Genomic DNA, 21,864 nt, shown 5'->3' with positions numbered 1-21,864 from the left:
TTTTTTCTAACGCAATGATGTTGCGGCAGCTGGAAATCTGTTAATTTATCCAGTTTTCTAGGGTGCCGCGCTATGGCTAATTTTCGCACGCATATTTCGGTGGCAGCAGCGGGCGGCATGGTACTGGCCTACGCGGGCTGGCAGGCTCAATGGTGGCCCGCTAATCAGGCACTGCTGGTCGTGGCGTTGGTCGCTTTTGGCGGCATTTTGCCGGATATCGACGCCGACCGTTCACGTTCTATTCGGTTAATTTTTAATCTACTGTCAGTGCCTTCGCTGGTGCTTGGCGTACTGCTGCTGCAGCCTTGGCTAACGCCCGGGTTACTGCTGGTGGCCTGTGGCGGCATCTATTTCTGTGTACGCTATTTAGCCGCGGTGCTGTTTTCACGTTTCACGGTGCATCGGGGGATCTGGCATTCGCTGATGGCCGCGGCGCTGTGTGCCCTGGCCACGGCGTCGCTTAGTTACCACTTGCTTGCCCAGCCGGCTTGGCTGGCATGGTGTCACGGGGCAGCGGTGCTGCTGGGGTTTATCATTCACCTGGGGCTGGATGAGCTGTTTAGTGTTGACCTGGAAGGCGCGCGGTTAAAGCGCTCTTTTGGTACCGCGCTAAAGCTGGGCGATAGCCGCCGTCCGCTTTCCAACCTATTAATGTTGATTGCGATGCTCACCCTGGTGCCCTGGGCACCGCCCTGGGGAGTGTTAGCGGAGCTGTTCCATCAAGGCTCGCTATTGTGGCGGTAGTCACCAGCGTTTAAAACGTGCTTTTTAAGCTTGTCGTAAAACGTTTTACGGGGAATACCCAGATGGTGGCAAACATCGGTAACCCGCCCTTGGTGGCGTGCTAGTGACTGGCTAATCAAGCTTTTTTCAAACAGCTCTACTTGGCGGGGCAGCGTTGGCTCTTGAGTGTCGGCGGCGACACCCTCCAGCAGGGCATCGAGGCGGTAGTCAAACGCTGCCCCCAGCAGTACATAGCGCTCGGCCAGGTTACGTAGTTCACGCACATTGCCAGGCCAGTCGTGGGCCAAGAGGGCGGCAATGGCGTGACTATCCAGCATGGGAGCTTCAAGCCCGCTGCGGTTAGCGGCTACCACGGCAAAGTGTTGAAACAGTAGGGGAATGTCTTCTCGCCTTTCGCGCAGGGCTGGTAGCGGTAGGGTGACAACGTTTAGTCGGTAGTAGAGGTCTTCGCGAAAGCGACCCTCCTCAGCGGCAGTTTTAAGGTCGACTTTGGTGGCGGCAATCACGCGAATATTGAGGGGCACTGCCTCGTTGGCGCCTAGCCGCTCCACGCAACGCTCCTGAAGAACCCGTAGCAGCTTAACTTGTAGTGCCAAGGGCATGGACTCAATTTCATCCAAAAAGACGGTGCCGCCGTTAGCGTGCTCAAACTTACCAATTCGCCGCTCTACCGCCCCTGTGAAGGCGCCTTTCTCATGGCCGAAGAGCTCTGATTCAATGGTGTTTTCTGGCACTGCGCCGCAGTTGATCGCCATAAAGGGGCTGTTACGCCGGGCGCTGCGTTCGTGAATTGCTCGGGCGACCAAGTCTTTTCCGGTGCCGGTTTCACCAAACAGTAGCACATCGGCTTCTACTTGGCTGATGCGCTGAATCATTGCGGCAAGGCGAGAAATGATCGGTGTACGCCCAACAAGCCGAGGGCCAAGAGCGGCTTGCTGAACTTCAAGCTCCGCTTTAAGGCGTAAGTTTTCGAGGCTTAGCTGGCGCTTTTCAATCCCGCGCCTAACCACATCCAATAACTGATCGCCCGCGAAGGGCTTTTCTAGAAAGTCCCAGGCACCTGCACGCATGGCTTCTACGGCGGTCGAAATGTCGCCGTGACCAGTAATAAGAATAATCGGCAGCGTGGCGTCGCGGCTGTGTAGCTCATGCAGCAGGGCCATACCGTCCATTCCAGGCATGCGAATATCGCTCACAATGACCCCAGGAAAGTCATCAGGCAGCGCAGCAAGCGCTTGTTCGGCGGACTCAAAGCAGTAGGGCGTATAACCGGCAAGCTCTAAGGTTTGGCTGGCGGTGATACGCAGGTGCGGTTCGTCGTCAATCACCATCACCGGCAGCGTCGACGGCTCATGCATGGTTATTATTCTCCTTCACTTTTGATGCCGTAATCGAGTCAGGCGGTAACGAGTAGGGCAGTGTTACGGTAAAGCATGCGCCGCCAGTCGTGTGGTTGCTGGCCTGCAGCTTGCCTCCGAGGTCGTCCATAATACGTGAGGAGATGGAAAGTCCCAGCCCTAATCCGCTGCCCGGCGCTTTGGTGGTAAAAAAGGGCTCAAAAATCTGCCCTATATGCTGCGTGGCAATGCCGGGGCCATTATCAGCGACGCTGATGACCACCTGCTCTCTGATCACCTCAGCGCTAAGTATGAGTACCGGCGATGAGGTCTCTTTCATGGCCTGCAGCGCATTGCCAATAAGGTTAACCAGCACTTGCTCCAGGCGCACTAAGTCGGCGTTTACCCAAAGTGTTTCTTCCGGCCAGTGCTGTTGCACCTGGACGCTACCTTCTTTCAAACGGCTGTGAAACAGGCGTAAGGCGTATTCAATGCATGCCTGCACGGAGATGGTCTCCTGCCGCTCGCTGCTTTTGCGGGAGAACTGCCGTAACTGGGCGCTAATGTCAGCCATCCGTTGAGTAAGCTCGACAATTTGTTCTAGGTTGGCATCGGCTTTTTCAACCCGAGCAAGCTCAATAAACCGCCGAGCATTCTCAGCGTAGGCGCGAATGGCCGCTAAAGGCTGGTTGAGCTCGTGATTAATACCCGCAGCTAGTTGGCCGAGTACGGCCATTTTGGCCGCTTGGATTAGTTCATCTTGGGTTTGGCGCAGGTTTGCCTCGGCACGGCGGCGCTCTTCAATTTCATCGGATAAGCGCTGATTGCTGGCGACTAAATCTCGAGTGCGGCGTTCAACGCTCACTTCAAGCTCATCACGTACTCGGGCCAAGGTTTGTCGTTCACGCTCTGCAAACGCCTCACGCTCTCGGCGTAATCGCAAGCGCTGCCAACCAATGCCACCGCCAAGGGCCACAATGCCGTAAAGCCCGCCAGCCATCAGGGCGGCGATCCATTGTGCGCTAATGACTGGGGTTAAGGGTTTTAAAATGTGCATTTGCCAGCCAAATTCAGGAATGGGGCGTGTGAGACTTAAGTAGCGCTCACCGCTAAGCGGCCCATGTGAAAAGCTGACGAGATAGCTATCAGGCTCGTAGGGCATGTTGATTTCAATGCCGGAAGGTGCCAATGGTTCCATGGCATAGCGCCGCGTGGCTCTTAATGCGTCACGCTCTTCATCGCTAAGGGGGTGAAGTGCGCTCATGCGTAGCGCCGGGTGGCTGGCCATAAAGATAATGTTGTCGCTGTCGGTCACCAGCAGTTCTGCGTCCTGCTCGGCCCAGCTGGCTTCGACATCATCCAGCAGTACTTTAATGACTAGCACGCCGTCGGGCTGTGCATCGGGCGACGTATCGTCTAGCCAGACCGGAGAGGAAAAGTAGTAGCCGCGCTCAAGGGATTGAACGCCGAGACCGTAAAAGCGCCCCTGGCCGCCTTTAATAGCGTCCGTGTAGTAGCTGCGAAAGGCGTAATTTTGGCCGATAAACGTATTAGGGCGGTGCCAGTTACTTGCGGCGATGGTATCGGCGTTTCGATCTAGCAGATAGATATCTGACACCCCTGCTGTGAAGCGGAAGCGATCAAGTAGCAGGTTGAGCGGCATTGGGTCTTGGTTGTCTGGAGAGGCAAGAAAGCGCTGAATGCCCTCCCGGGTGGCTAGCATTTGCGGCAGGTAGTCGTAGCGCAGCAGGTAGCCATTAAGGTTAGCCGCTGACAAGCGCAGCTCATTTTCTGCGTCGTCCTGTAGATTACTCAGCGCTTGATCACGAGCAAACAGCGCGGCTTGCCACATGCAGAGAACCAGGCCCAGAGGGATCGCTATCAGCCACATCAAACGCCAACGTAGCGGCTGGCTAGTCATGCGGGCGTGCTGCTGGTGCCTTGGGCACGGCGTAGTGCTCGCTGAGCGCGGGTTTCAGCGCGGGCCATTTCCAGTAGCCCTTCTTCAACGTATACCAAGTGTTCATGGGCGCGGGCGCGGGCATCTTCTGCCCGCCCCTCTAAAATTGCATCCAGCAGTGCGCGGTGCTGCTTCATCAGTTGGGTGCGGGAGTCAGGTTTAGCAAACAGGTGCGCTAAATTATCGACAATGCTCTGCTCTAACAGATGGAAAATCCCACGAATTGTATGTAATAGCAGAACGTTATGAGCGGCTTCTGCAATCGCAAGATGGAAGGCGGCATCTAACTTGGCTTCCTGAGCGGGGTTGGTGCCTACAAAGCCGCCATCAAGTTCTTCAAAGCGCTGAATTAAGACGGCTTTATCTGCAGGCGTCGAGCGTAGCGCGGCATAGTAAGCAGAAATGCCCTCCATGGCATCGCGAAACTCCAGCAGGTCAAGATGAAACTCGTTATGGCGAGACATCATCTCTAATAGCGGATCTGTATAACCGTTATTAAGTGTTTCGTTTACAAACGTGCCGCCTCCCTGGCGGCTGGTAAGCAGGCCACGGGCCGCAAGTTTTTGAATGGCTTCCCGCAGCGAGGGGCGAGACACCCCAAATCGCTCCGCCAGCTCCCGCTCGGGTGGCAAGCGTTGACCGGGTTTTAAGCTGCCTTCAAGGATCATAGCCTCAAGACGCTCAGTAATTACATCGGCTAAGCGCTGCTGGCGGAGCGGTGGGTAAGTCATTGGTAAAAGCCCTCATAATTGGTAAGACCAATAATAAGAGCTTTGGCGGTTTGTCTCAACAGTATATGGCTAGCTAGTTGATGGCTAATTGTACCGTTTATTTGATTTTAAACTAAAGTATATGGTCGAAAGACGCTCTGGAGCACGATACTGGTTTGACACGACTACGGTGTCTCACTAATGTTGAGTCTAAATTTTTGTAAATTGGTAAAACCAATTCTAATCTGAGGCGCTTAACACCGACGCTTCGATGACCATTTATAAATAGCGCATCTATTTATTGCATAGGGCCTGCCATGATCATTTCAGCACCTACGGACTACCGCCAAGCTGCCAAGCGCCGTATTCCTCCCTTTCTTTTCCACTATGCCGATGGCGGGTCGTACGCAGAGCATACTCTGCGGCGTAATGTTGAGGATCTAGCGGGTGTCGCGTTGCGGCAACGCGTGCTGAAGGACATGTCTTCGCTATCACTCGAAGCCGAGTTGTTTGGTGAAAAAATGGCGATGCCTCTTGCCTTGGCGCCGGTGGGGTTAACAGGAATGTACGCTAGGCGTGGCGAGGTTCAGGCGGCACGGGCGGCGACTAAGAAAGGTATACCGTTTACGCTTTCTACTGTATCAGTATGTCCTATTGCTGAAGTCGCAGCGGCGGTGGATCGGCCCATTTGGTTCCAGCTTTATGTATTGAAGGATCGGGGCTTTATGAAGCACGTGCTGGAACGTGCTAAGGCGGCAGGTGTTAAAACACTGGTCTTTACCGTCGATATGCCTGTGCCAGGCGCACGTTATCGCGATGCTCATTCAGGTATGAGCGGTAAGAGCGGGCCTATGAGGCGTATGCTGCAGGCCGCGTTGCACCCCCTTTGGGCTTGGGATGTAGGTGTTCATGGCCGCCCACATGACCTGGGTAACGTGTCTGATTATCGAGGCCAGCCAACGGAGCTTGAGGACTATATAGCCTGGCTTGGGGATAACTTTGATCCCTCTATTTCGTGGAAGGACTTGGATTGGATTCGCGAGCAATGGGATGGGCCGATGATCATTAAGGGCATACTCGATGCTGAAGATGCCCGTGATGCGGTTCGCTTTGGCGCTGATGGTATCGTTGTTTCTAATCATGGTGGCCGCCAGCTCGATGGTGTTCCTTCTACTGCGCGGGCACTGCCTGCTATTGCTGATGCAGTGAAGGGCGATTTGACTATCCTCGCGGATTCTGGCGTGCGTAATGGGCTTGATGTTGTAAGAATGATTGCCCTGGGTGCTGATACCGCTCTCATTGGCCGTGCCTTTATCTATGCACTTGCTACAGCCGGAGAAGCGGGCGTTACTCATCTTCTAGAGTTGTTCGAAAAGGAGATGCGGGTTGCCATGACGCTTACCGGGGCGCGCAGTATCGCTGACATTAGTTCGGATTCGCTGGTGTCGGGTTCGCTGCGCGATATCTAGCGTGTTATATCAAGAGGTATAAAGAGGAGTGGCGTTAATTTGTTGCCCAAATTAGCTATAAGAGCAAAGAGCGATTAATTGTCGAGTATTTTCAAAATAGCCCTTGCCAAGACGGCGGCGAATCCGTAAAGTACGCATCCGCTGCCGGGGACGCCAAGCGTTACCAGCGGTGAATGAAGGTGAAAACCTTCGGTTTGTCAGTAGGTTAGAGCGGTTTTGTGGCTCGCCTCGTTCGCTGAATTCAGTCACTGAAAACAGCGGTTGACAACCACCAGGAAATGCGTAGAATACGCCTTCCTCGCTGAGGCAAGCCAATTCAACGGCAAGCCAGTTATTAGCGAAACGCTCTTTAACAATTTGATCAGGTAATTCATGTGGGCGCTTGCCGATGAGGGTGATAAATCACCAAATATCAAGGCAAGCGGTCATGAAAACGTAAGTTTGAATGAATTCGTTTGAACCTTGAGCCAAGTTTGATGCGCTTTTGTTGCTTTCGGCTAGTCCTTAAGTAACGAGTAAGTATCACAATGATTTTAAACTGAAGAGTTTGATCATGGCTCAGATTGAACGCTGGCGGCAGGCCTAACACATGCAAGTCGAGCGGTAACAGATCTAGCTTGCTAGATGCTGACGAGCGGCGGACGGGTGAGTAATGCATAGGAATCTGCCCGATAGTGGGGGATAACCTGGGGAAACCCAGGCTAATACCGCATACGTCCTACGGGAGAAAGGGGGCTCCGGCTCCCGCTATTGGATGAGCCTATGTCGGATTAGCTAGTTGGTGAGGTAATGGCTCACCAAGGCAACGATCCGTAGCTGGTCTGAGAGGATGATCAGCCACATCGGGACTGAGACACGGCCCGAACTCCTACGGGAGGCAGCAGTGGGGAATATTGGACAATGGGCGAAAGCCTGATCCAGCCATGCCGCGTGTGTGAAGAAGGCCCTCGGGTTGTAAAGCACTTTCAGCGAGGAAGAACGCCTAGGGGTTAATACCCCCTAGGAAAGACATCACTCGCAGAAGAAGCACCGGCTAACTCCGTGCCAGCAGCCGCGGTAATACGGAGGGTGCAAGCGTTAATCGGAATTACTGGGCGTAAAGCGCGCGTAGGTGGCTTGATAAGCCGGTTGTGAAAGCCCCGGGCTCAACCTGGGAACGGCATCCGGAACTGTCAAGCTAGAGTGCAGGAGAGGAAGGTAGAATTCCCGGTGTAGCGGTGAAATGCGTAGAGATCGGGAGGAATACCAGTGGCGAAGGCGGCCTTCTGGACTGACACTGACACTGAGGTGCGAAAGCGTGGGTAGCAAACAGGATTAGATACCCTGGTAGTCCACGCCGTAAACGATGTCGACCAGCCGTTGGGTGCCTAGCGCACTTTGTGGCGAAGTTAACGCGATAAGTCGACCGCCTGGGGAGTACGGCCGCAAGGTTAAAACTCAAATGAATTGACGGGGGCCCGCACAAGCGGTGGAGCATGTGGTTTAATTCGATGCAACGCGAAGAACCTTACCTACTCTTGACATCCTGCGAACTTGTGAGAGATCACTTGGTGCCTTCGGGAACGCAGAGACAGGTGCTGCATGGCTGTCGTCAGCTCGTGTTGTGAAATGTTGGGTTAAGTCCCGTAACGAGCGCAACCCTTGTCCTTATTTGCCAGCACGTAATGGTGGGAACTCTAAGGAGACTGCCGGTGACAAACCGGAGGAAGGTGGGGACGACGTCAAGTCATCATGGCCCTTACGAGTAGGGCTACACACGTGCTACAATGGCCGGTACAAAGGGTTGCCAACTCGCGAGAGTGCGCTAATCCCGAAAAGCCGGTCTCAGTCCGGATCGGAGTCTGCAACTCGACTCCGTGAAGTCGGAATCGCTAGTAATCGTGAATCAGAATGTCACGGTGAATACGTTCCCGGGCCTTGTACACACCGCCCGTCACACCATGGGAGTGGACTGCACCAGAAGTGGTTAGCCTAACGCAAGAGGGCGATCACCACGGTGTGGTTCATGACTGGGGTGAAGTCGTAACAAGGTAGCCGTAGGGGAACCTGCGGCTGGATCACCTCCTTAAACGATGCATCACTCCTCGCGGTAAGCGCTCACAATGAATTACCTGATCAGAATGCTGTTGATGAGCAGTGATAAACGCTCTTTCACCTTAAAAAAGAAGAAAAGACCTTTCTTTTAGACCTTTCTTTTTCGTTTAACGTTGAAAACACGACCCGTTTATCACTGCTTATAGCAGTCGCTCTTTAACAATGTATATCATGCTGACATAAACGCTTCGTAGAAGTGTTTATACGTAATTGTTTTGTGATACGTCTCAAGCGTATCCGGCAATCGTTATTATTGCGAAATCCAGACTCCTTCGGGTTATAGGGTCAAGCAATTAAGCGCACACGGTGGATGCCTAGGCAGCCAGAGGCGATGAAAGACGTGGTAGCCTGCGATAAGGCTCGGCGAGGTGGCAAACAACCTTTGACCCGGGCATTTCTGAATGGGGAAACCCACTCATCATAAGATGAGTATCTTACGCTGAATATATAGGCGTAAGAGGCGAACCAGGGGAACTGAAACATCTAAGTACCCTGAGGAAAAGAAATCAACCGAGATTCCCCTAGTAGCGGCGAGCGAACGGGGACCAGCCCTTAAGCATGTGACTGATTAGACGAACGCGCTGGGAAGCGCGGCCGTAGCGGGTGATAGCCCCGTAGTCGAAAATCTGATCATGTGAAATCGAGTAGGTCGGGGCACGAGAAACCTTGACTGAAGACGGGGGGACCATCCTCCAAGGCTAAATACTCCTGGCTGACCGATAGTGAACCAGTACCGTGAGGGAAAGGCGAAAAGAACCCCGGAGAGGGGAGTGAAATAGATCCTGAAACCGTGTGCGTACAAGCAGTAGGAGCAGACTTGTTCTGTGACTGCGTACCTTTTGTATAATGGGTCAGCGACTTATATTCAGTGGCGAGGTTAACCGTTTAGGGGAGCCGTAGGGAAACCGAGTCTTAACTGGGCGACACAGTCGCTGGATATAGACCCGAAACCGAGCGATCTATCCATGAGCAGGGTGAAGGTTGAGTAACATCAACTGGAGGCCCGAACCAGGATCTGTTGAAAAAGATTTGGATGACTTGTGGATCGGAGTGAAAGGCTAATCAAGCTCGGAGATAGCTGGTTCTCCTCGAAAGCTATTTAGGTAGCGCCTCACGTATTACCGCCGGGGGTAGAGCACTGTTTCGGCTAGGGGGTCATCCCGACTTACCAACCCGAGGCAAACTCCGAATACCGGTGAGTATCAGCGTGGGAGACACACGGCGGGTGCTAACGTCCGTCGTGAAAAGGGAAACAACCCAGACCGTCAGCTAAGGTCCCCAAATCCTGGTTAAGTGGGAAACGATGTGGGAAGGCTCAGACAGCTAGGAGGTTGGCTTAGAAGCAGCCATCCTTTAAAGAAAGCGTAATAGCTCACTAGTCGAGTCGGCCTGCGCGGAAGATGTAACGGGGCTAAACCAGGTACCGAAGCTACGGGTGCATTCTTAGGAATGCGCGGTAGAGGAGCGTCGTGTAAGCCGATGAAGGTGAATTGAGAAGTTCGCTGGAGGTATCACGAGTGCGAATGCTGACATGAGTAACGATAAAGGGAGTGAAAAACTCCCTCGCCGGAAGACCAAGGGTTTCTGTTCGACGCTAATCGGAGCAGAGTGAGTCGGCCCCTAAGGCGAGGCCGAAAGGCGTAGTCGATGGGAAACGGGTCAATATTCCCGTACCGGACATGATTGCGATGGGGGGACGGAGAAGGCTAGGTGAGCCAGGCGTTGGTTGTCCTGGTGAAAGTGAGTAGGCCGAGGTGCTAGGAAAATCCGGCACCTTAAAGCCGAGACACGAGATGAACTGACCACGGTCAGGAAGTCACTGATGCCACGCTTCCAGGAAAAGCCTCTAAGCTTCAGATCATGTGCGACCGTACCCCAAACCGACACAGGTGGTCAGGGTGAGAATCCCAAGGCGCTTGAGAGAACTCGGGTGAAGGAACTAGGCAAAATGGTGCCGTAACTTCGGGAGAAGGCACGCCGGCGTAGGGTGATGAGACTTGCTCTCTAAGCCCGAACCGGTCGAAGATACCAGGTGGCTGCAACTGTTTAGTAAAAACACAGCACTCTGCTAACTCGTAAGAGGACGTATAGGGTGTGACGCCTGCCCGGTGCCGGAAGGTTAAATGATGGTGTTAGGCTTCGGCCGAAGCTCTTGATTGAAGCCCCGGTAAACGGCGGCCGTAACTATAACGGTCCTAAGGTAGCGAAATTCCTTGTCGGGTAAGTTCCGACCTGCACGAATGGCGTAATGATGGCCACGCTGTCTCCACCCGAGACTCAGTGAAATTGAAATCGCCGTGAAGATGCGGTGTACCCGCGGCTAGACGGAAAGACCCCGTGAACCTTTACTATAGCTTCACACTGGACGCTGATGTTGCCTGTGTAGGATAGCTGGGAGGCTTTGAAACCCGGACGCCAGTTCGGGTGGAGCCAACCTTGAAATACCAGCCTGGCATCATTGGCGTTCTCACTCAGGTCCGTTATCCGGATCGAGGACAGTGTGTGGTGGGTAGTTTGACTGGGGCGGTCTCCTCCCAAAGAGTAACGGAGGAGCACGAAGGTACCCTCAGCACGGTCGGACATCGTGCAGTGAGTGCAAGAGCATAAGGGTGCTTGACTGCGAGACAGACACGTCGAGCAGGTGCGAAAGCAGGTTCTAGTGATCCGGTGGTTCTGTATGGAAGGGCCATCGCTCAACGGATAAAAGGTACTCCGGGGATAACAGGCTGATACCGCCCAAGAGTTCACATCGACGGCGGTGTTTGGCACCTCGATGTCGGCTCATCACATCCTGGGGCTGAAGTCGGTCCCAAGGGTATGGCTGTTCGCCATTTAAAGTGGTACGCGAGCTGGGTTTAGAACGTCGTGAGACAGTTCGGTCCCTATCTGCCGTGGGCGTTGGATGTTTGAGAAGAGCTGCTCCTAGTACGAGAGGACCGGAGTGGACGACCCTCTGGTGTTCCGGTTGTCACGCCAGTGGCATTGCCGGGTAGCTATGGTCGGACAGGATAACCGCTGAAAGCATCTAAGCGGGAAGCCCCCTTCAAGATGAGACATCCCCGAGGACTTGATCCTCCTAAAGGGCCCAGCGAGACCAGCTGGTTGATAGGCACGGTGTGGAAGCGCTGCAAGGCGTTGAGCTAACGTGTACTAATGGCCCGTGAGGCTTGACCCTATAACACCCAAGGGGTCTGGTCGTAGTAATAACGAGAACCGGATACGCAGCAGCAAGCCAAGGCGCTTGCTGACAAGAGACGATCACAAAACACGTCATCGACGACATCAGCATGATATACATCGCCAGTTACGCCTGACGACCATAGCGAGCGTGAACCACCTGATCCCTTGCCGAACTCAGCAGTGAAACCGCTTAGCGCCGATGGTAGTGTGGGGTCTCCCCATGCGAGAGTAGGTCATCGTCAGGCACTTATTAAGAAAAATCCCCCAGGGCTGATGCCTTGGGGGATTTTTTTATGCGTGAGGGGTAAAAAAGAAGGGGGAAGGGAGAATCGTGAGCCGGAAATGCCACACCTCACCACTCAATGGCTTCACCCGCCCAATCCCAAAAACTGCCGGTGTCTTCTGGGGTGCGTTGGGAAATAACCTTCAATAGTTGCTCTGCAACGAAGTCAGGCGTGAATAATTTGTCATTGGGTACGCGGGCTTGAAAGGGTTTTGAAAGAGCAGTGTCGGTAGTGCCTGGGTGTAAGCATAGCACTATGGATTGCTTGTTAAGTCTAGTCAGCTCAATTGAGGCCGTTTTCATAAGCATATTATGGGCCGCTTTACTGGCTCGATAGCTATACCAGCCCCCGTAACCGTTATCGGTAATCGAGCCAACACGAGCCGAGAGGCTAGCGATGATCGCTGGATGTGAGCCTTGTAATGATGGCTTAAGAGCTGCAATTAATAGCGCAGGGGTAGCTGCATTAATATGCATTACATGATTAAGAGAAGCTGCATCAAGCTGTTCAAGGCGTTTCTCAGGCTGTAGACCGTGGCTATCGTCGTGAAGAGTACCTATTGCATTGAATAAGAAGTGGACTGGGCGTCCGCTTACTTGCTGGGCAACAACTGACCTGCCGTGCTCGGTAGTTATATCTGCAATAAGTGATTTTAGGCGTGGATGATCAGATGCTAAGAAAGAGCGGCTGATGGCAATGACTTCACCAGTTTTCTCTGATGCCAGCAGCGCATTAACCATTGCGCTACCAATACCACCACTGGCGCCAGTAACAACGGCTATAAAATCTTTTGGAAGATGGGAAAGCATAAATACGCTCCAGAAAGGGAGAACAATATGGTTCTCATTGAAGCGCGTTGTACAGTTGTTGTCTAGGCATTGCTGAGGGTATAAAACTTAAGCAGAGGCATTAATACGTCCTGGTTGAGCATTGTTACGCCCATCAGGCTTATACAGGGTCTTTTCAGCAATTTGCCGAATGTAATCCAGCATTTGCTGGTTGTGTTTCATGCGCAGCGTAAGCATTTGGCCTGTCAGCTCGTTCATACGAGCAACACGCTCACTTTTATCCAGTAGGCTTTCCCAAGCAGCTTTGCAATTAGCGTCAGTCGCCGCTGCAAGGGCGCCAGCCGCACCATCATCATAGCCTAGCCGTTTTTGTACTGAGCGGCGCACTACCTCAATACGCTCCAGCTCGCCAAGCAGCGCTTGTTTGGTGTGCGCAATGTCAGTCAGCGCATCGCCATCAATATCGCCTTTAGTCAGCTGTGCTTGCTCACTAGATAGCAGAGCGACTAGTTCATCAAGGCGGTTTTGCTGGTCATTGAGTAAGCGTACAAGGCTCATGGTTCGCCTCTTAAGACTCGTTTAAATTAGCAATTAAGCCATCAGCGATGCGATCAGCACGTATTTCTAAACGGCCTTCTCGAATAGCGTCGCGAATTTCCTGCACTTTTGCCATATCAATATCTTGAGAGCTATCAACACGAGATTGGCTAAGCTGCGTAGACTCTTTAGCCGCGCTAGCTGCCTCTACCGGTTTGGCTCCACTTACTTTCTGTACGTCATCACGCTGCTGGGCTTGATTTGAGCGAAGCAGCGGATTGATATTGTCAATTTTCACGTTGTTTGCCTCATCGTCAACGTTGGGGCGGCATGCGCTGTGATATTAACTATCGGCCGGTATAGAGAAGACTTTAGGCGCTGCGTTAAAAATCCACTATTAGTACGCCTTGCCCAACCACGCGCGCTGTCACCATTTCGCGGGTATCGAAGCGTACCCTAATACGTTCACCTTGGGCACCATTAGCCATTGCCTCGCCTTCGCGGGATACACGAAAGCCCGACCCTTGTGCGATAACAGTAACGCGCTGTCCCCTTTCAACTAGATGGGGCGCTTGTAGATAGTGGGCATGGAAAGTGCTACCACTACGGATAGGCCGTTGAGCGATCATGCCAATAATATCACTTTGCTCAGTGAGCGCTTGAGCCGCCAAGTCACCAAGATTACCTTCACGCTGGCTCAACATATCGCTGGTAATCAGTGTGCCGCGTTCGATATCGTGCCTAGCGACTGAATAACTACCAATGATATCAATCTGAGCCTGAATATAGCGCACTTGCCGCCGTTCTTCGCCACATCGCACACCTATAGAGACACGCCCAATAGGCGTTTGGTTCGCATTAGGGAAAAAGGGTTCAGGCGCTATACAGGCAGGCAGGTGGGGCGAGGGAGGGGATATGTCGATGACAACTTCTTGACCCAGCGCTTGAGAGTGCTCGTAAAGGAACTGCTGTACTACGTCAGTAAGTGACTGATTAGTAGTGTCTAGGTCGTTAGCCTGCACCTGTAAGGAGGTGCAAAGGGTTAAAAAGCAGACAAACAGAAAGTGTTTGAAAGTTGCCAAGCAGCCCGATGCTGGGCGCGATGGGTAAGGCATGTATAAATCGCTCAATCATAAAGGCTGATGATAAACATCGACGGTGAAGTGTAGTCCAAAAGTGCCCTAGGCATCATGCGAAATGCTGGTGTAAATAGCAGCTGTTCCATGCTTTAGGCTGACGTAGCGGGGCCTATTATTCATCATCAATAATTTCCGACTTATTTTTTGCCTCTCAGCGAGCGAGGGACGGCATGATCGACCAACTTAGTTCCGCCTTTAATTACCACCAGCAGGCACTGAACTTACGGCGCGAACGGCACGATGTGCTTGCTGCTAATATAGCCAATGCCGATACGCCTAATTACAAAGCGCGGGATATCGATTTTGCGGGCGAGCTTAAAAAAGCAGTAGGCAACGGCTCTGCTCAGCAGCAGAGCGGCGGTGTTGCATTGTCACGAACATCCGAACGCCACCTTTCTGGCCAAGGGCCCGCCTGGCGTGGCGCTGGCAGCTCTGACCTGTTGTATCGCATCCCGGATCAGCCAAGTCTAGACGGTAATACGGTCGATATGGATCGAGAGCGTACCCAGTTTGCCGATAATGCCGTTCGTTACCAAGCCGCACTGACGATTACGAACAGCCGCATTCAAGGGCTGAAAAACGCGATGCAGCCTGAATAACCGAGTTACAGGAGAAGAGTAAGCTATGTCGATGTTTTCAGCGTTTGATATTGCGGGTTCCGCTATGAGCGCCCAAGCGCAGCGTATGAATGTTACCGCTAGCAACATGGCCAATGCTGACAGTATTGCTGGGCCAGATGGGGAAACCTACCGGGCCAAGCAAGTCATGTTCCAAGCCCAGGCGCAGAATAACCGCTACGGCGTTGGCGGTGTTCGCGTGACGGAGGTGGTGGAAGACGACTCACCCCTACGCTTGGTATACATGCCGAACCATCCGGCGGCCGATGAAGAGGGCTACGTTGCTAAGCCTAATGTTGAACCCGTGCATGAAATGGTCAATATGATTTCTGCATCGCGTTCGTATCAGGCCAATGTTGAAGTTTTCAACACAACAAAGCAGATGATGATGCAGACACTCTCGCTTGGTGAGGGCTAAGCCATGATGAACAGTATTGATACCTCCACGCTCAGCAATATCAACGGCAGTAGAGGCGGCGCCCAGCTTAGCCAGAGTCAATCTGACGAGCTACGCCAGAGCTTTCTGACCCTGTTGATTACTCAACTTGAAAACCAAGACCCGCTTAATCCGATGGATAACGCTGAGATGACGTCTCAGCTAGCACAGATCAATACGGTCAGTGGAATCGAGCAGCTCAACGATACGCTAAACGGCATTACCGAGCAGATGAACGCCTCTCAAATGATTCAGGCGTCTGGCCTCATTGGTAACGCTGTACTTGTGCCGGGTAACAACGTCAAAGTAAATGTTGACGAAGAAGGCAATAGCTTTGCTACGCCGTTTGGCATTGAGCTTGATAAGCCTGCTGCGAGCGTTGAAATCGTCATTCGCAGTCGCGGTGGTGAGGTAGTGTATCGCAATGAAGTTAGCGGTGTGAGCGCAGGCGTTGAATCCTTCCAGTGGGATGGCAAAACGAACAATGGCGAAGCGCTTCCCGCGGGCGACTACCGCGTTAGCTATAACGCTAAAGATGCTAAAGGTGAAGCGGTAAGCGCTCAGCCGCTGAACTATGCCCTGGTGCAGGGTGTAACGCCGCAAGAGAAGGGTCAAGACGTACGTCTGGATCTAGGCGCCATTTATGGCCAGGTCACCCTCGAACAAATTAAACAAATTCTTTGATTGCGTTGCGCTTAGCGCCCCACATAACGCATCACATTGCTAAATTCAGGGGAATAAAATGAGCTTTTCACAAGCACTGAGTGGCCTCAACGCACAGCAGCAGAAACTAGGCGCTGTTGGTAACAATATCGCTAACTCCCAAACCGTGGGCTTTAAAAGTTCTAGTGTGCAATTTGCCGATGTATTTGCTGAGTCGCGCATTGGTCTAGGTACGCGCACATCAGCTGTGTTGCAAAATTTTAGTCAAGGCAATATCGAGTCTACTAACCGAAATATGGATTTGGCTATTGCCGGCGAGGGGTTTTTCCGCTTTCAGCAGCCCAATGGTGAAGTAGGCTACTCACGCAATGGCCAACTTACCATGACCGCTGATGGACGCATGGTGAATGCGCAAGGGGCGCAAATTATGGGTTACGCCGCTGATGCAGAGGGTAACGTTCAAGCAGGTGGTGATGTTGTAGGCCTTAGAGTTGATGCTGATGATTTAGGTGCAAGTGCGACTACTGAGTTAGACATATCTTTAAACTTAGATGCAGGTGAAGCTGAGTTGGTTGCCCCGACTGAAGCAGAAATATTAGCAGGTTTAGGGTCTAATGATTACTCATACTCAACCAACGCCACAATTTACGACTCACAAGGTAATGCGCGAAATCTAACGCTTTATTTCACTAAAATTGATGCGGCGGAAAATCAGTGGGACGTAGGTCTCAGAATGAGCGGTGGTCCAGAAGGCGCTGGTACCTATACTGTGGAAAGTTTTACCACGCTAGACTTTGATGCCAGCGGTAGGCTTGAGGGTGGCGGCCAGGCAAGCTTTACCTTCGACGATGGTGAGTTTAATGGTGATCAGCTTGAAGAGCTAACAGTAGCGTTGGATTTTGCTGGTGCCACTCAGTTTGCAAATAATTCCACGGTTAACGATATAACGCAAAACGGCTATACGGCAGGCTCGTTAGTGGGTGTCACCATTGAAGATGACGGCACCATTATGCGCAACTACTCCAACGAAGAGTCACGTGCAGCGGGGCAAATTGCGTTGGTTAGCTTCCGTAACCCTGAGGGTTTAAGGCCTGATGGTGACAACCTTTGGAGTGCTACAGGCGCGTCGGGGCAAGAGTTAGTCGGTGCGCCGGGTACGGGGCTGCGTGGTCTGATTGCCCCAAGCGCGATTGAAACCTCTAATGTAGATCTGGCCCGTGAGCTGGTAGATATGATTGTGTCACAACGTGCCTACCAAGCGAACTCGCAAACCATCAGCACCCAGGATGAACTCCTGCAGACCATTATTAATCTTTGATATTTAATAATGGCGTAACGTTGTAAGGAGTTAGTTGTGGATCGCATGCTATATACCGCCATGAGCGGCGCTAAGCACACGATGGATCAGCAGTCGGTGATTAGCCAAAATTTGTCGAATGTATCCACCGCAGGTTTTCGTGCCCAGCTGCAGGCGGCGCGTTCGGTGCCAGTGATGGGGGATGGTGCGCTGGCAACCCGCGTATCGGCGGTGACGACTACGCCTGGTACTGATTTCTCCCAAGGTCCTATCGAGCGGACGGGTCGCTCCCTGGACGTCGCCATGCAGGATAGTGCCTGGATGGCGGTATTGGCGGATGACGGCTCCGAGACTTATACCCGTCGCGGCGACCTACAGCTAGATAACGATGGTGTACTGTTAAGCGTCGGCCGGCCGGTGATGGGCGACGGTGGCCCCATAGCCTTGCCGCAAGGAGCGCAAATATCGATTGGTGCTGATGGCACGATTAGTGCGATCCCCCAAGGCGAAGGGCCAGAGGCGCTGGTGGATGTTGGCCGTATTAAGCTGGTAACGCCGGATGAGCAAGGACTAACACGCGGCGATGACGGTCTCTTTCGCGCGCCTGTTGATGAAGAGGGGGCGCCAGGAGTATTACCGGCAGATGACGAAGCGCGGATAGTCAGCGGTGCGCTAGAGGGCAGCAACGTTAGCGCTGTGGATGCCATGGTGTCGATGATTGACGTGGCGCGCCGTTACGATATGCAGATGAAAATACTTAGTACCGCCGATGAAAATGCTCAGCGGGCTAACAGTATTCTATCGATTCAAGGCTGATTAACGCCTCTCAGTTAAGGGAACACGAATATGATTTCGTCCTTGTGGACCGCTAAGACGGGGCTTGAGTCTCAGCAAACCAAACTCGATGTTATTTCGAATAACTTGGCCAACGTAAGCACTAACGGGTTCAAGCGTTCGCGCCCTGTTTTTGAAGATCTTTTGTACCAAAATATGCGTCAACCGGGTGCCCAGAATAACATTCAGGATCGGCTGCCTTCTGGCATGCAAGTGGGTACTGGTGTGCGTGCTGTGGCCACTGAACGCTTACATACCCAGGGTGGGTTGGAAGAGACTGGTAACTCCCGTGACTTGGCCATCAACGGCGATGGTTTTTTTCAGGTTTTACTACCTGACGGCACGGTGGGTTATACCCGTGATGGTAGTTTTCAGCTCAATGAAAATGGTCAGATGGTGACGGCAAATGGCTATCCGTTAGAGCCAGCCATTTTTATACCTGAAAACGCTTTATCTGTGACTATCGGTGAAGATGGAACAGTGAGCGTTCGTCAGCCGGGCATTGCACAAGATGCAGATATTGGCCAAATCAACGTTGCTTCGTTTATTAACCCTGCGGGCCTGGAAAGCATTGGTGGCAACCTTTATTTAGAAACCGGCGCGTCTGGTGCCCCTAACCAAGATGTACCCGGCAATAACGGTGCCGGTAGGCTATTTCAGGGCTACGTAGAGACGTCCAACGTCAACGTGGTGGAAGAAATGGTGAGTATGATTCAGACCCAGCGCGCCTATGAAATTAATAGCCGGGCTGTCTCCACCAGTGATGAAATGTTGGCGCGCTTAAGCCAGCTCTAAAACGTTAATAAACAGGGCTTTTAAACAGGGCGCACCATGCTGGAGCTGCACGCTATGTCTCGCCGAATAACGCTGATGGGTTTGGCGTTTTTTATCGTACTCGTTGCTGGGTGCGCGCAAATTCCTCGCGCTTCCGTGGTTGGTGAACAAGAGCAAATTACGATTGTTGATCGTCCCCCGCCGGTTGCCAATGGTTCCATTTATCAAGTGCGCCGGGGCTATCAACCGCTGTTTGAAGATCGCCGCCCACGCTCTATCGGTGACATTCTGACTATCGTGTTGGATGAAGAAGTCAGCGCGAGCAAAAGTTCCCAGTCGAACGCCAATCGCAGTGGTTCAGCAGGGCTGGATATAGGGCAAATCCCAGATATTATCGACTTCCTTGAAGATTATGGGTTTGACGTCTCCTCGGACAGTAGCTTTTCAGGTGGCGGTGGCTCCCAGGCGACCAACTCCTTTACTGGAACGATTACTGTCTCCGTACTGGAAGTGATGAATAACGGTAACTTGCGCGTGCGTGGCGAAAAGCAAATTGCGATCAACCAGGGAACAGAATTCATTCGTTTCTCGGGCGTGGTCAACCCCCGGACGATTACCGCACAAAATACCGTGCCATCAACACAGGTAGCGGATGCGCGAATTGAGTATGTGGGCGATGGTTACATCAACGAAGCGCAGCATATGGGCTGGTTGCAGCGCTTCTTCTTAAATGTGTCGCCATTCTAGGCGCAATCAAGGCCGACAATAGAGGCTTAAAATGGCTATGCAGCAACGTAAAGAACAGGCATTGAAACGGTGGGGGCTACGCTTAGTAACGCTGTTGGTGCTAAGCATTATCACTTCTTCCGCGTCTGCAGAGCGCGTGCGAGAATTAGCAGGGTTTGCGGGCGTGCGCGATAACCAGCTGGTGGGCTATGGCTTAGTGGTGGGACTTGATAGCACCGGTGACCAAACCACTCAGGCGCCTTTTACTAGCCAAAGTCTGACCAACATGTTGTCGCAGCTAGGCGTCACCGTACCGCCGGGAACTAATCTTCAACTACGTAACGTAGCGGCGGTAATGGTCACGGCAGACCTGCCCCCCTTTTCTCGCCCTGGCCAGCGCCTGGATGTGGTGGTGTCGTCTATTGCAAACGCCCGCAGCCTTCGCGGTGGCACTCTGTTAATGACCCCTTTAAAAGGGGCTGATGGCGATACCTATGCCATTGCCCAGGGCAATATGCTGGTAGGTGGTGCCGGCGCTCAGGCAGGTGGAAGCAGCGTACAGGTCAATCAGCAAGCATCAGGACGGATCCCTAACGGTGCCCTGGTAGAGCGAGAAGTTGCACTTAATTTAGGTGCTAATGGCGGGCGCCTTGAGCTGCAATTGAATGATTCAGATTTTGGAACGGCACAGCGTGTGGTGACGGCGATTAATAACGAGTTTGGGCAAACGGTTGCCTATGCACTTAATGGCCGGGTGATCGCGCTGGACGGCCCCATGGATGAAAACGCGCGAGTTAACTTTATGGCGCGGGTAGAAAATGTCCAAGTAACGCCGATGGATGCGCCAGCGCGTGTGGTGCTTAATGCGCGTACAGGCTCAGTAGTTATGAATAGCGCGGTCACGTTGCGCCAAGCAGCCGTTGCTCATGGCAATCTCTCTATTATGATTAACACGCAGTTTGGTGTTAGCCAGCCAGCGCCTTTTGGCGGAGGCGAAACGGTGGTCGTGCCTGATACGGATATAGAGATTGAACAGCAAGAGGCCTTTCTACAGATTGTTGAAGGCGCGCAGCTTAACGAAGTGGTCAATGCGCTTAATGCACTGGGTGCGACCCCTCAGGATTTAATGTCTATTTTAGAAGCGCTCAAAGCCTCAGGCTCGCTGCGTGCTGAGCTGGAGGTCATCTGATGAGCATGAACAATATCTCCAGTCAGTTTGCGCTTGATATGAATGGCTTTCAACGCCTGCAGCACAATGCGCGCATTGACCCAGAAGGCGGTGTGCATGGCGCGGCCCAGCAGTTTGAAGCGCTATTTGTGCAAATGATGATGAAAAGCATGCGCGATGCGGTGCCTTCCTCGGACTTGTTCAATAGCACGACGACGGATACCTACCAGCAGATGCTGGATCAGCAGTGGTCGCAAGTGGTCTCATCTAGAGGAATGGGATTGGCGGATATGCTGGTGGAACAGCTACAGCGACAAGGTGCTGTTGGCAGATCTGCAAATGAGGCGGACCAAGAAATTCAGGCGCTGATTGCTGGCATTCCCCGGGGAACGCCACGCGTTTTAGAGGGCGCTTTGCAGCCGTCAGGTGAAAGTGAAACTGGCGGGCGCTTCCTGTCCGAGCTTGAAGCCATCCAGCAGCGCTCCTCTCCTGATGCTCGCGCTGACACAAATGTAGGCACGGGCGGTTCAAAACAGGCCATAGAATTATCTGCCTTCTCTAACGCGCCTGAGCATGTGCAGAGGTTTATGACAAAACTTGCAGCACCTGCTCAGGCTGCGAGCCAAGAAAGCGGCGTGCCCGCTGAGCTGATTTTAGCCCAGGCAGCCCTAGAAACAGGCTGGGGGCGCCATGAGATTGCTACCCGACAAGGCAGCAATAGCCATAACTTATTCGGTATCAAAGCAGGCAGTCACTGGCAGGGTAAAACCACCGATGTGGTGACCCATGAGTACATTAATGGCCGCCGCACGCAGATAGTAGATACGTTCCGCGTATATGATTCGTTCGAACACGCATTTACCGACTACGCCAACCTGATCGGCAATAACCCGCGTTATGCTGGTGTTGTGCAGGCTGGCAGTGCCGAGCAGGCCGCGCGCGAGCTTCAGCAGGGCGGCTATGCGACAGACCCTCGCTATGCGGATAAGCTAGTGGCCATCATGAATACGATGGGGCCGCTGGATCAAGGTCGTAACCTTTTGGCAGACGTACGTTAACGCTATTGGCCACTCAAGTTTTTTTGCTCACTGCCGATAATTAATCATC

At 52.8% G+C, this 21,864-nt stretch carries 18 protein-coding genes and 3 rRNA genes; 14 read left to right on the top strand and 7 right to left on the bottom strand.

Annotated elements, in window-relative coordinates:
- The first annotated feature begins 72 nt into the window (after positions 1-72).
- Positions 73-744 carry a hypothetical protein gene (locus BB497_03525; GenBank protein AVI61835.1) on the top strand — a complete coding sequence of 224 codons (672 nt, stop codon included), beginning with the start codon at positions 73-75 and terminating at the stop codon, positions 742-744.
- Here the strand turns inward: BB497_03525 and BB497_03520 are convergent.
- Genes BB497_03520 through pdhR form a run of 3 tightly spaced genes read right to left on the bottom strand, consistent with a single transcriptional unit; the run spans position 720 to position 4,772 of the window.
- Positions 720-2,102 carry a C4-dicarboxylate ABC transporter gene (locus BB497_03520; protein ID AVI61834.1) on the bottom strand — a complete coding sequence of 461 codons (1,383 nt, stop codon included), beginning with the start codon at positions 2,100-2,102 and terminating at the stop codon, positions 720-722. The genes BB497_03525 and BB497_03520 overlap by 25 nt on opposite strands.
- Positions 2,095-4,002, bottom strand: coding sequence for a two-component sensor histidine kinase (locus tag BB497_03515; protein AVI61833.1), 1,908 nt, complete (start codon positions 4,000-4,002; stop codon positions 2,095-2,097). Before BB497_03515 ends, BB497_03520 begins: the two co-directional genes overlap by 8 nt.
- Entirely contained in the window at positions 3,999-4,772 is a 774-nt protein-coding gene (pdhR, locus tag BB497_03510; GenBank protein AVI61832.1) for a transcriptional regulator PdhR, read from the bottom strand. The genes BB497_03515 and pdhR overlap by 4 nt, the downstream gene beginning before the upstream one ends.
- A 296-nt stretch (positions 4,773-5,068) precedes the next feature.
- Here pdhR and lldD point away from each other — a divergent pair, with 296 nt between their 5' ends.
- The 4 genes from lldD to rrf all read left to right on the top strand — a co-directional run bounded on the left by lldD (position 5,069) and on the right by rrf (position 11,739).
- The gene (gene lldD / locus BB497_03505) at positions 5,069-6,220 is read left to right on the top strand and encodes an alpha-hydroxy-acid oxidizing enzyme (protein ID AVI61831.1); all 1,152 of its coding nucleotides are present in this window, start codon (positions 5,069-5,071) and stop codon (positions 6,218-6,220) included.
- A 535-nt stretch (positions 6,221-6,755) separates the two neighbouring features.
- Positions 6,756-8,293 (top strand): 16S ribosomal RNA (locus BB497_03500).
- A 297-nt stretch (positions 8,294-8,590) separates the two neighbouring features.
- Positions 8,591-11,505, top strand: a 23S ribosomal RNA gene (locus BB497_03495).
- 118 nt (positions 11,506-11,623) lie between these two features.
- Positions 11,624-11,739, top strand: a 5S ribosomal RNA gene (gene rrf, locus BB497_03490).
- Together the 16S, 23S and 5S rRNA genes form the textbook arrangement of a ribosomal RNA operon.
- Positions 11,740-11,846: 107 nt before the next feature.
- Here the strand turns inward: rrf and BB497_03485 are convergent.
- From BB497_03485 to BB497_03470, 4 genes are all read right to left on the bottom strand, one after another.
- Complete coding sequence (locus tag BB497_03485; protein AVI61830.1) at positions 11,847-12,587, bottom strand: short-chain dehydrogenase; 741 nt, start codon at positions 12,585-12,587, stop codon at positions 11,847-11,849.
- A gap of 87 nt (positions 12,588-12,674) precedes the next feature.
- The gene (locus BB497_03480) at positions 12,675-13,124 is read right to left on the bottom strand and encodes a flagellar biosynthesis protein FlgN (protein AVI61829.1); all 450 of its coding nucleotides are present in this window, start codon (positions 13,122-13,124) and stop codon (positions 12,675-12,677) included.
- A 10-nt stretch (positions 13,125-13,134) separates the two neighbouring features.
- Complete coding sequence (locus tag BB497_03475; protein ID AVI61828.1) at positions 13,135-13,401, bottom strand: flagellar biosynthesis anti-sigma factor FlgM; 267 nt, start codon at positions 13,399-13,401, stop codon at positions 13,135-13,137.
- 85 nt (positions 13,402-13,486) lie between these two features.
- Positions 13,487-14,218 carry a flagella basal body P-ring formation protein FlgA gene (locus BB497_03470; protein AVI61827.1) on the bottom strand — a complete coding sequence of 244 codons (732 nt, stop codon included), beginning with the start codon at positions 14,216-14,218 and terminating at the stop codon, positions 13,487-13,489.
- Between the two features lie 194 nt (positions 14,219-14,412).
- Between BB497_03470 and BB497_03465 the strand changes: the two genes are divergently transcribed.
- Genes BB497_03465 through BB497_03425 form a run of 9 tightly spaced genes read left to right on the top strand, consistent with a single transcriptional unit; the run spans position 14,413 to position 21,815 of the window.
- Positions 14,413-14,841, top strand: a complete 429-nt coding sequence (locus BB497_03465) for a flagellar biosynthesis protein FlgB (GenBank protein ID AVI61826.1) — start codon at positions 14,413-14,415, stop codon at positions 14,839-14,841.
- A gap of 25 nt (positions 14,842-14,866) precedes the next feature.
- Positions 14,867-15,277: a flagellar basal body rod protein FlgC gene (locus BB497_03460; protein AVI61825.1), complete on the top strand. Its 411-nt coding sequence runs from the start codon at positions 14,867-14,869 to the stop codon at positions 15,275-15,277.
- Between the two features lie 6 nt (positions 15,278-15,283).
- Entirely contained in the window at positions 15,284-15,979 is a 696-nt protein-coding gene (gene flgD / locus BB497_03455; protein AVI64247.1) for a flagellar basal body rod modification protein, read from the top strand.
- 58 nt (positions 15,980-16,037) lie between these two features.
- Positions 16,038-17,276 (top strand): flagellar hook protein FlgE, encoded by a 1,239-nt coding sequence (flgE, locus tag BB497_03450; GenBank protein AVI61824.1) that lies wholly within the window; start codon positions 16,038-16,040, stop codon positions 17,274-17,276.
- 36 nt (positions 17,277-17,312) lie between these two features.
- On the top strand, positions 17,313-18,071 hold the full coding sequence (gene flgF / locus BB497_03445; GenBank protein ID AVI61823.1) for a flagellar biosynthesis protein FlgF: 759 nt from the start codon (positions 17,313-17,315) through the stop codon (positions 18,069-18,071).
- A gap of 30 nt (positions 18,072-18,101) precedes the next feature.
- The gene (locus BB497_03440; GenBank protein AVI61822.1) at positions 18,102-18,884 is read left to right on the top strand and encodes a flagellar basal-body rod protein FlgG; all 783 of its coding nucleotides are present in this window, start codon (positions 18,102-18,104) and stop codon (positions 18,882-18,884) included.
- A 36-nt stretch (positions 18,885-18,920) separates the two neighbouring features.
- Positions 18,921-19,610: a flagellar basal body L-ring protein gene (flgH, locus tag BB497_03435; GenBank protein ID AVI61821.1), complete on the top strand. Its 690-nt coding sequence runs from the start codon at positions 18,921-18,923 to the stop codon at positions 19,608-19,610.
- A 37-nt stretch (positions 19,611-19,647) separates the two neighbouring features.
- Positions 19,648-20,778, top strand: coding sequence for a flagellar biosynthesis protein FlgI (locus BB497_03430; GenBank protein AVI64246.1), 1,131 nt, complete (start codon positions 19,648-19,650; stop codon positions 20,776-20,778).
- Positions 20,778-21,815 carry a flagellar rod assembly protein/muramidase FlgJ gene (locus BB497_03425; GenBank protein AVI61820.1) on the top strand — a complete coding sequence of 346 codons (1,038 nt, stop codon included), beginning with the start codon at positions 20,778-20,780 and terminating at the stop codon, positions 21,813-21,815. Before BB497_03430 ends, BB497_03425 begins: the two co-directional genes overlap by 1 nt.
- The last annotated feature ends 49 nt before the right edge of the window (positions 21,816-21,864 follow it).

Source organism: Halomonas sp. GFAJ-1 (genome assembly GCA_002966495.1).
GTDB lineage: Bacteria > Pseudomonadota > Gammaproteobacteria > Pseudomonadales > Halomonadaceae > Vreelandella.
Note: the sequence above shows the minus strand (reverse complement) of the source record. Positions and strands in the feature narration are given on the sequence as shown.

What these genes read in the sequence shown, in the direction of transcription:
- BB497_03440 (AVI61822.1), top strand. Translation starts at nt 18,102, where the DNA reads ATGATTTCGTCCTTGTGGACCGCTAAGACGGGGCTTGAGTCTCAGCAA.
- BB497_03470 (AVI61827.1), bottom strand. Translation starts at nt 14,218, where the DNA reads ATGCCTTACCCATCGCGCCCAGCATCGGGCTGCTTGGCAACTTTCAAA.
- BB497_03515 (AVI61833.1), bottom strand. Translation starts at nt 4,002, where the DNA reads ATGACTAGCCAGCCGCTACGTTGGCGTTTGATGTGGCTGATAGCGATC.
- BB497_03485 (AVI61830.1), bottom strand. Translation starts at nt 12,587, where the DNA reads ATGCTTTCCCATCTTCCAAAAGATTTTATAGCCGTTGTTACTGGCGCC.
- flgE (AVI61824.1), top strand. Translation starts at nt 16,038, where the DNA reads ATGAGCTTTTCACAAGCACTGAGTGGCCTCAACGCACAGCAGCAGAAA.
- BB497_03520 (AVI61834.1), bottom strand. Translation starts at nt 2,102, where the DNA reads ATGCATGAGCCGTCGACGCTGCCGGTGATGGTGATTGACGACGAACCG.
- flgH (AVI61821.1), top strand. Translation starts at nt 18,921, where the DNA reads ATGCTGGAGCTGCACGCTATGTCTCGCCGAATAACGCTGATGGGTTTG.
- BB497_03430 (AVI64246.1), top strand. Translation starts at nt 19,648, where the DNA reads ATGCAGCAACGTAAAGAACAGGCATTGAAACGGTGGGGGCTACGCTTA.
- BB497_03525 (AVI61835.1), top strand. Translation starts at nt 73, where the DNA reads ATGGCTAATTTTCGCACGCATATTTCGGTGGCAGCAGCGGGCGGCATG.
- flgD (AVI64247.1), top strand. Translation starts at nt 15,284, where the DNA reads ATGAACAGTATTGATACCTCCACGCTCAGCAATATCAACGGCAGTAGA.
- lldD (AVI61831.1), top strand. Translation starts at nt 5,069, where the DNA reads ATGATCATTTCAGCACCTACGGACTACCGCCAAGCTGCCAAGCGCCGT.
- BB497_03425 (AVI61820.1), top strand. Translation starts at nt 20,778, where the DNA reads ATGAGCATGAACAATATCTCCAGTCAGTTTGCGCTTGATATGAATGGC.
- pdhR (AVI61832.1), bottom strand. Translation starts at nt 4,772, where the DNA reads ATGACTTACCCACCGCTCCGCCAGCAGCGCTTAGCCGATGTAATTACT.
- BB497_03465 (AVI61826.1), top strand. Translation starts at nt 14,413, where the DNA reads ATGATCGACCAACTTAGTTCCGCCTTTAATTACCACCAGCAGGCACTG.
- BB497_03460 (AVI61825.1), top strand. Translation starts at nt 14,867, where the DNA reads ATGTCGATGTTTTCAGCGTTTGATATTGCGGGTTCCGCTATGAGCGCC.
- BB497_03480 (AVI61829.1), bottom strand. Translation starts at nt 13,124, where the DNA reads ATGAGCCTTGTACGCTTACTCAATGACCAGCAAAACCGCCTTGATGAA.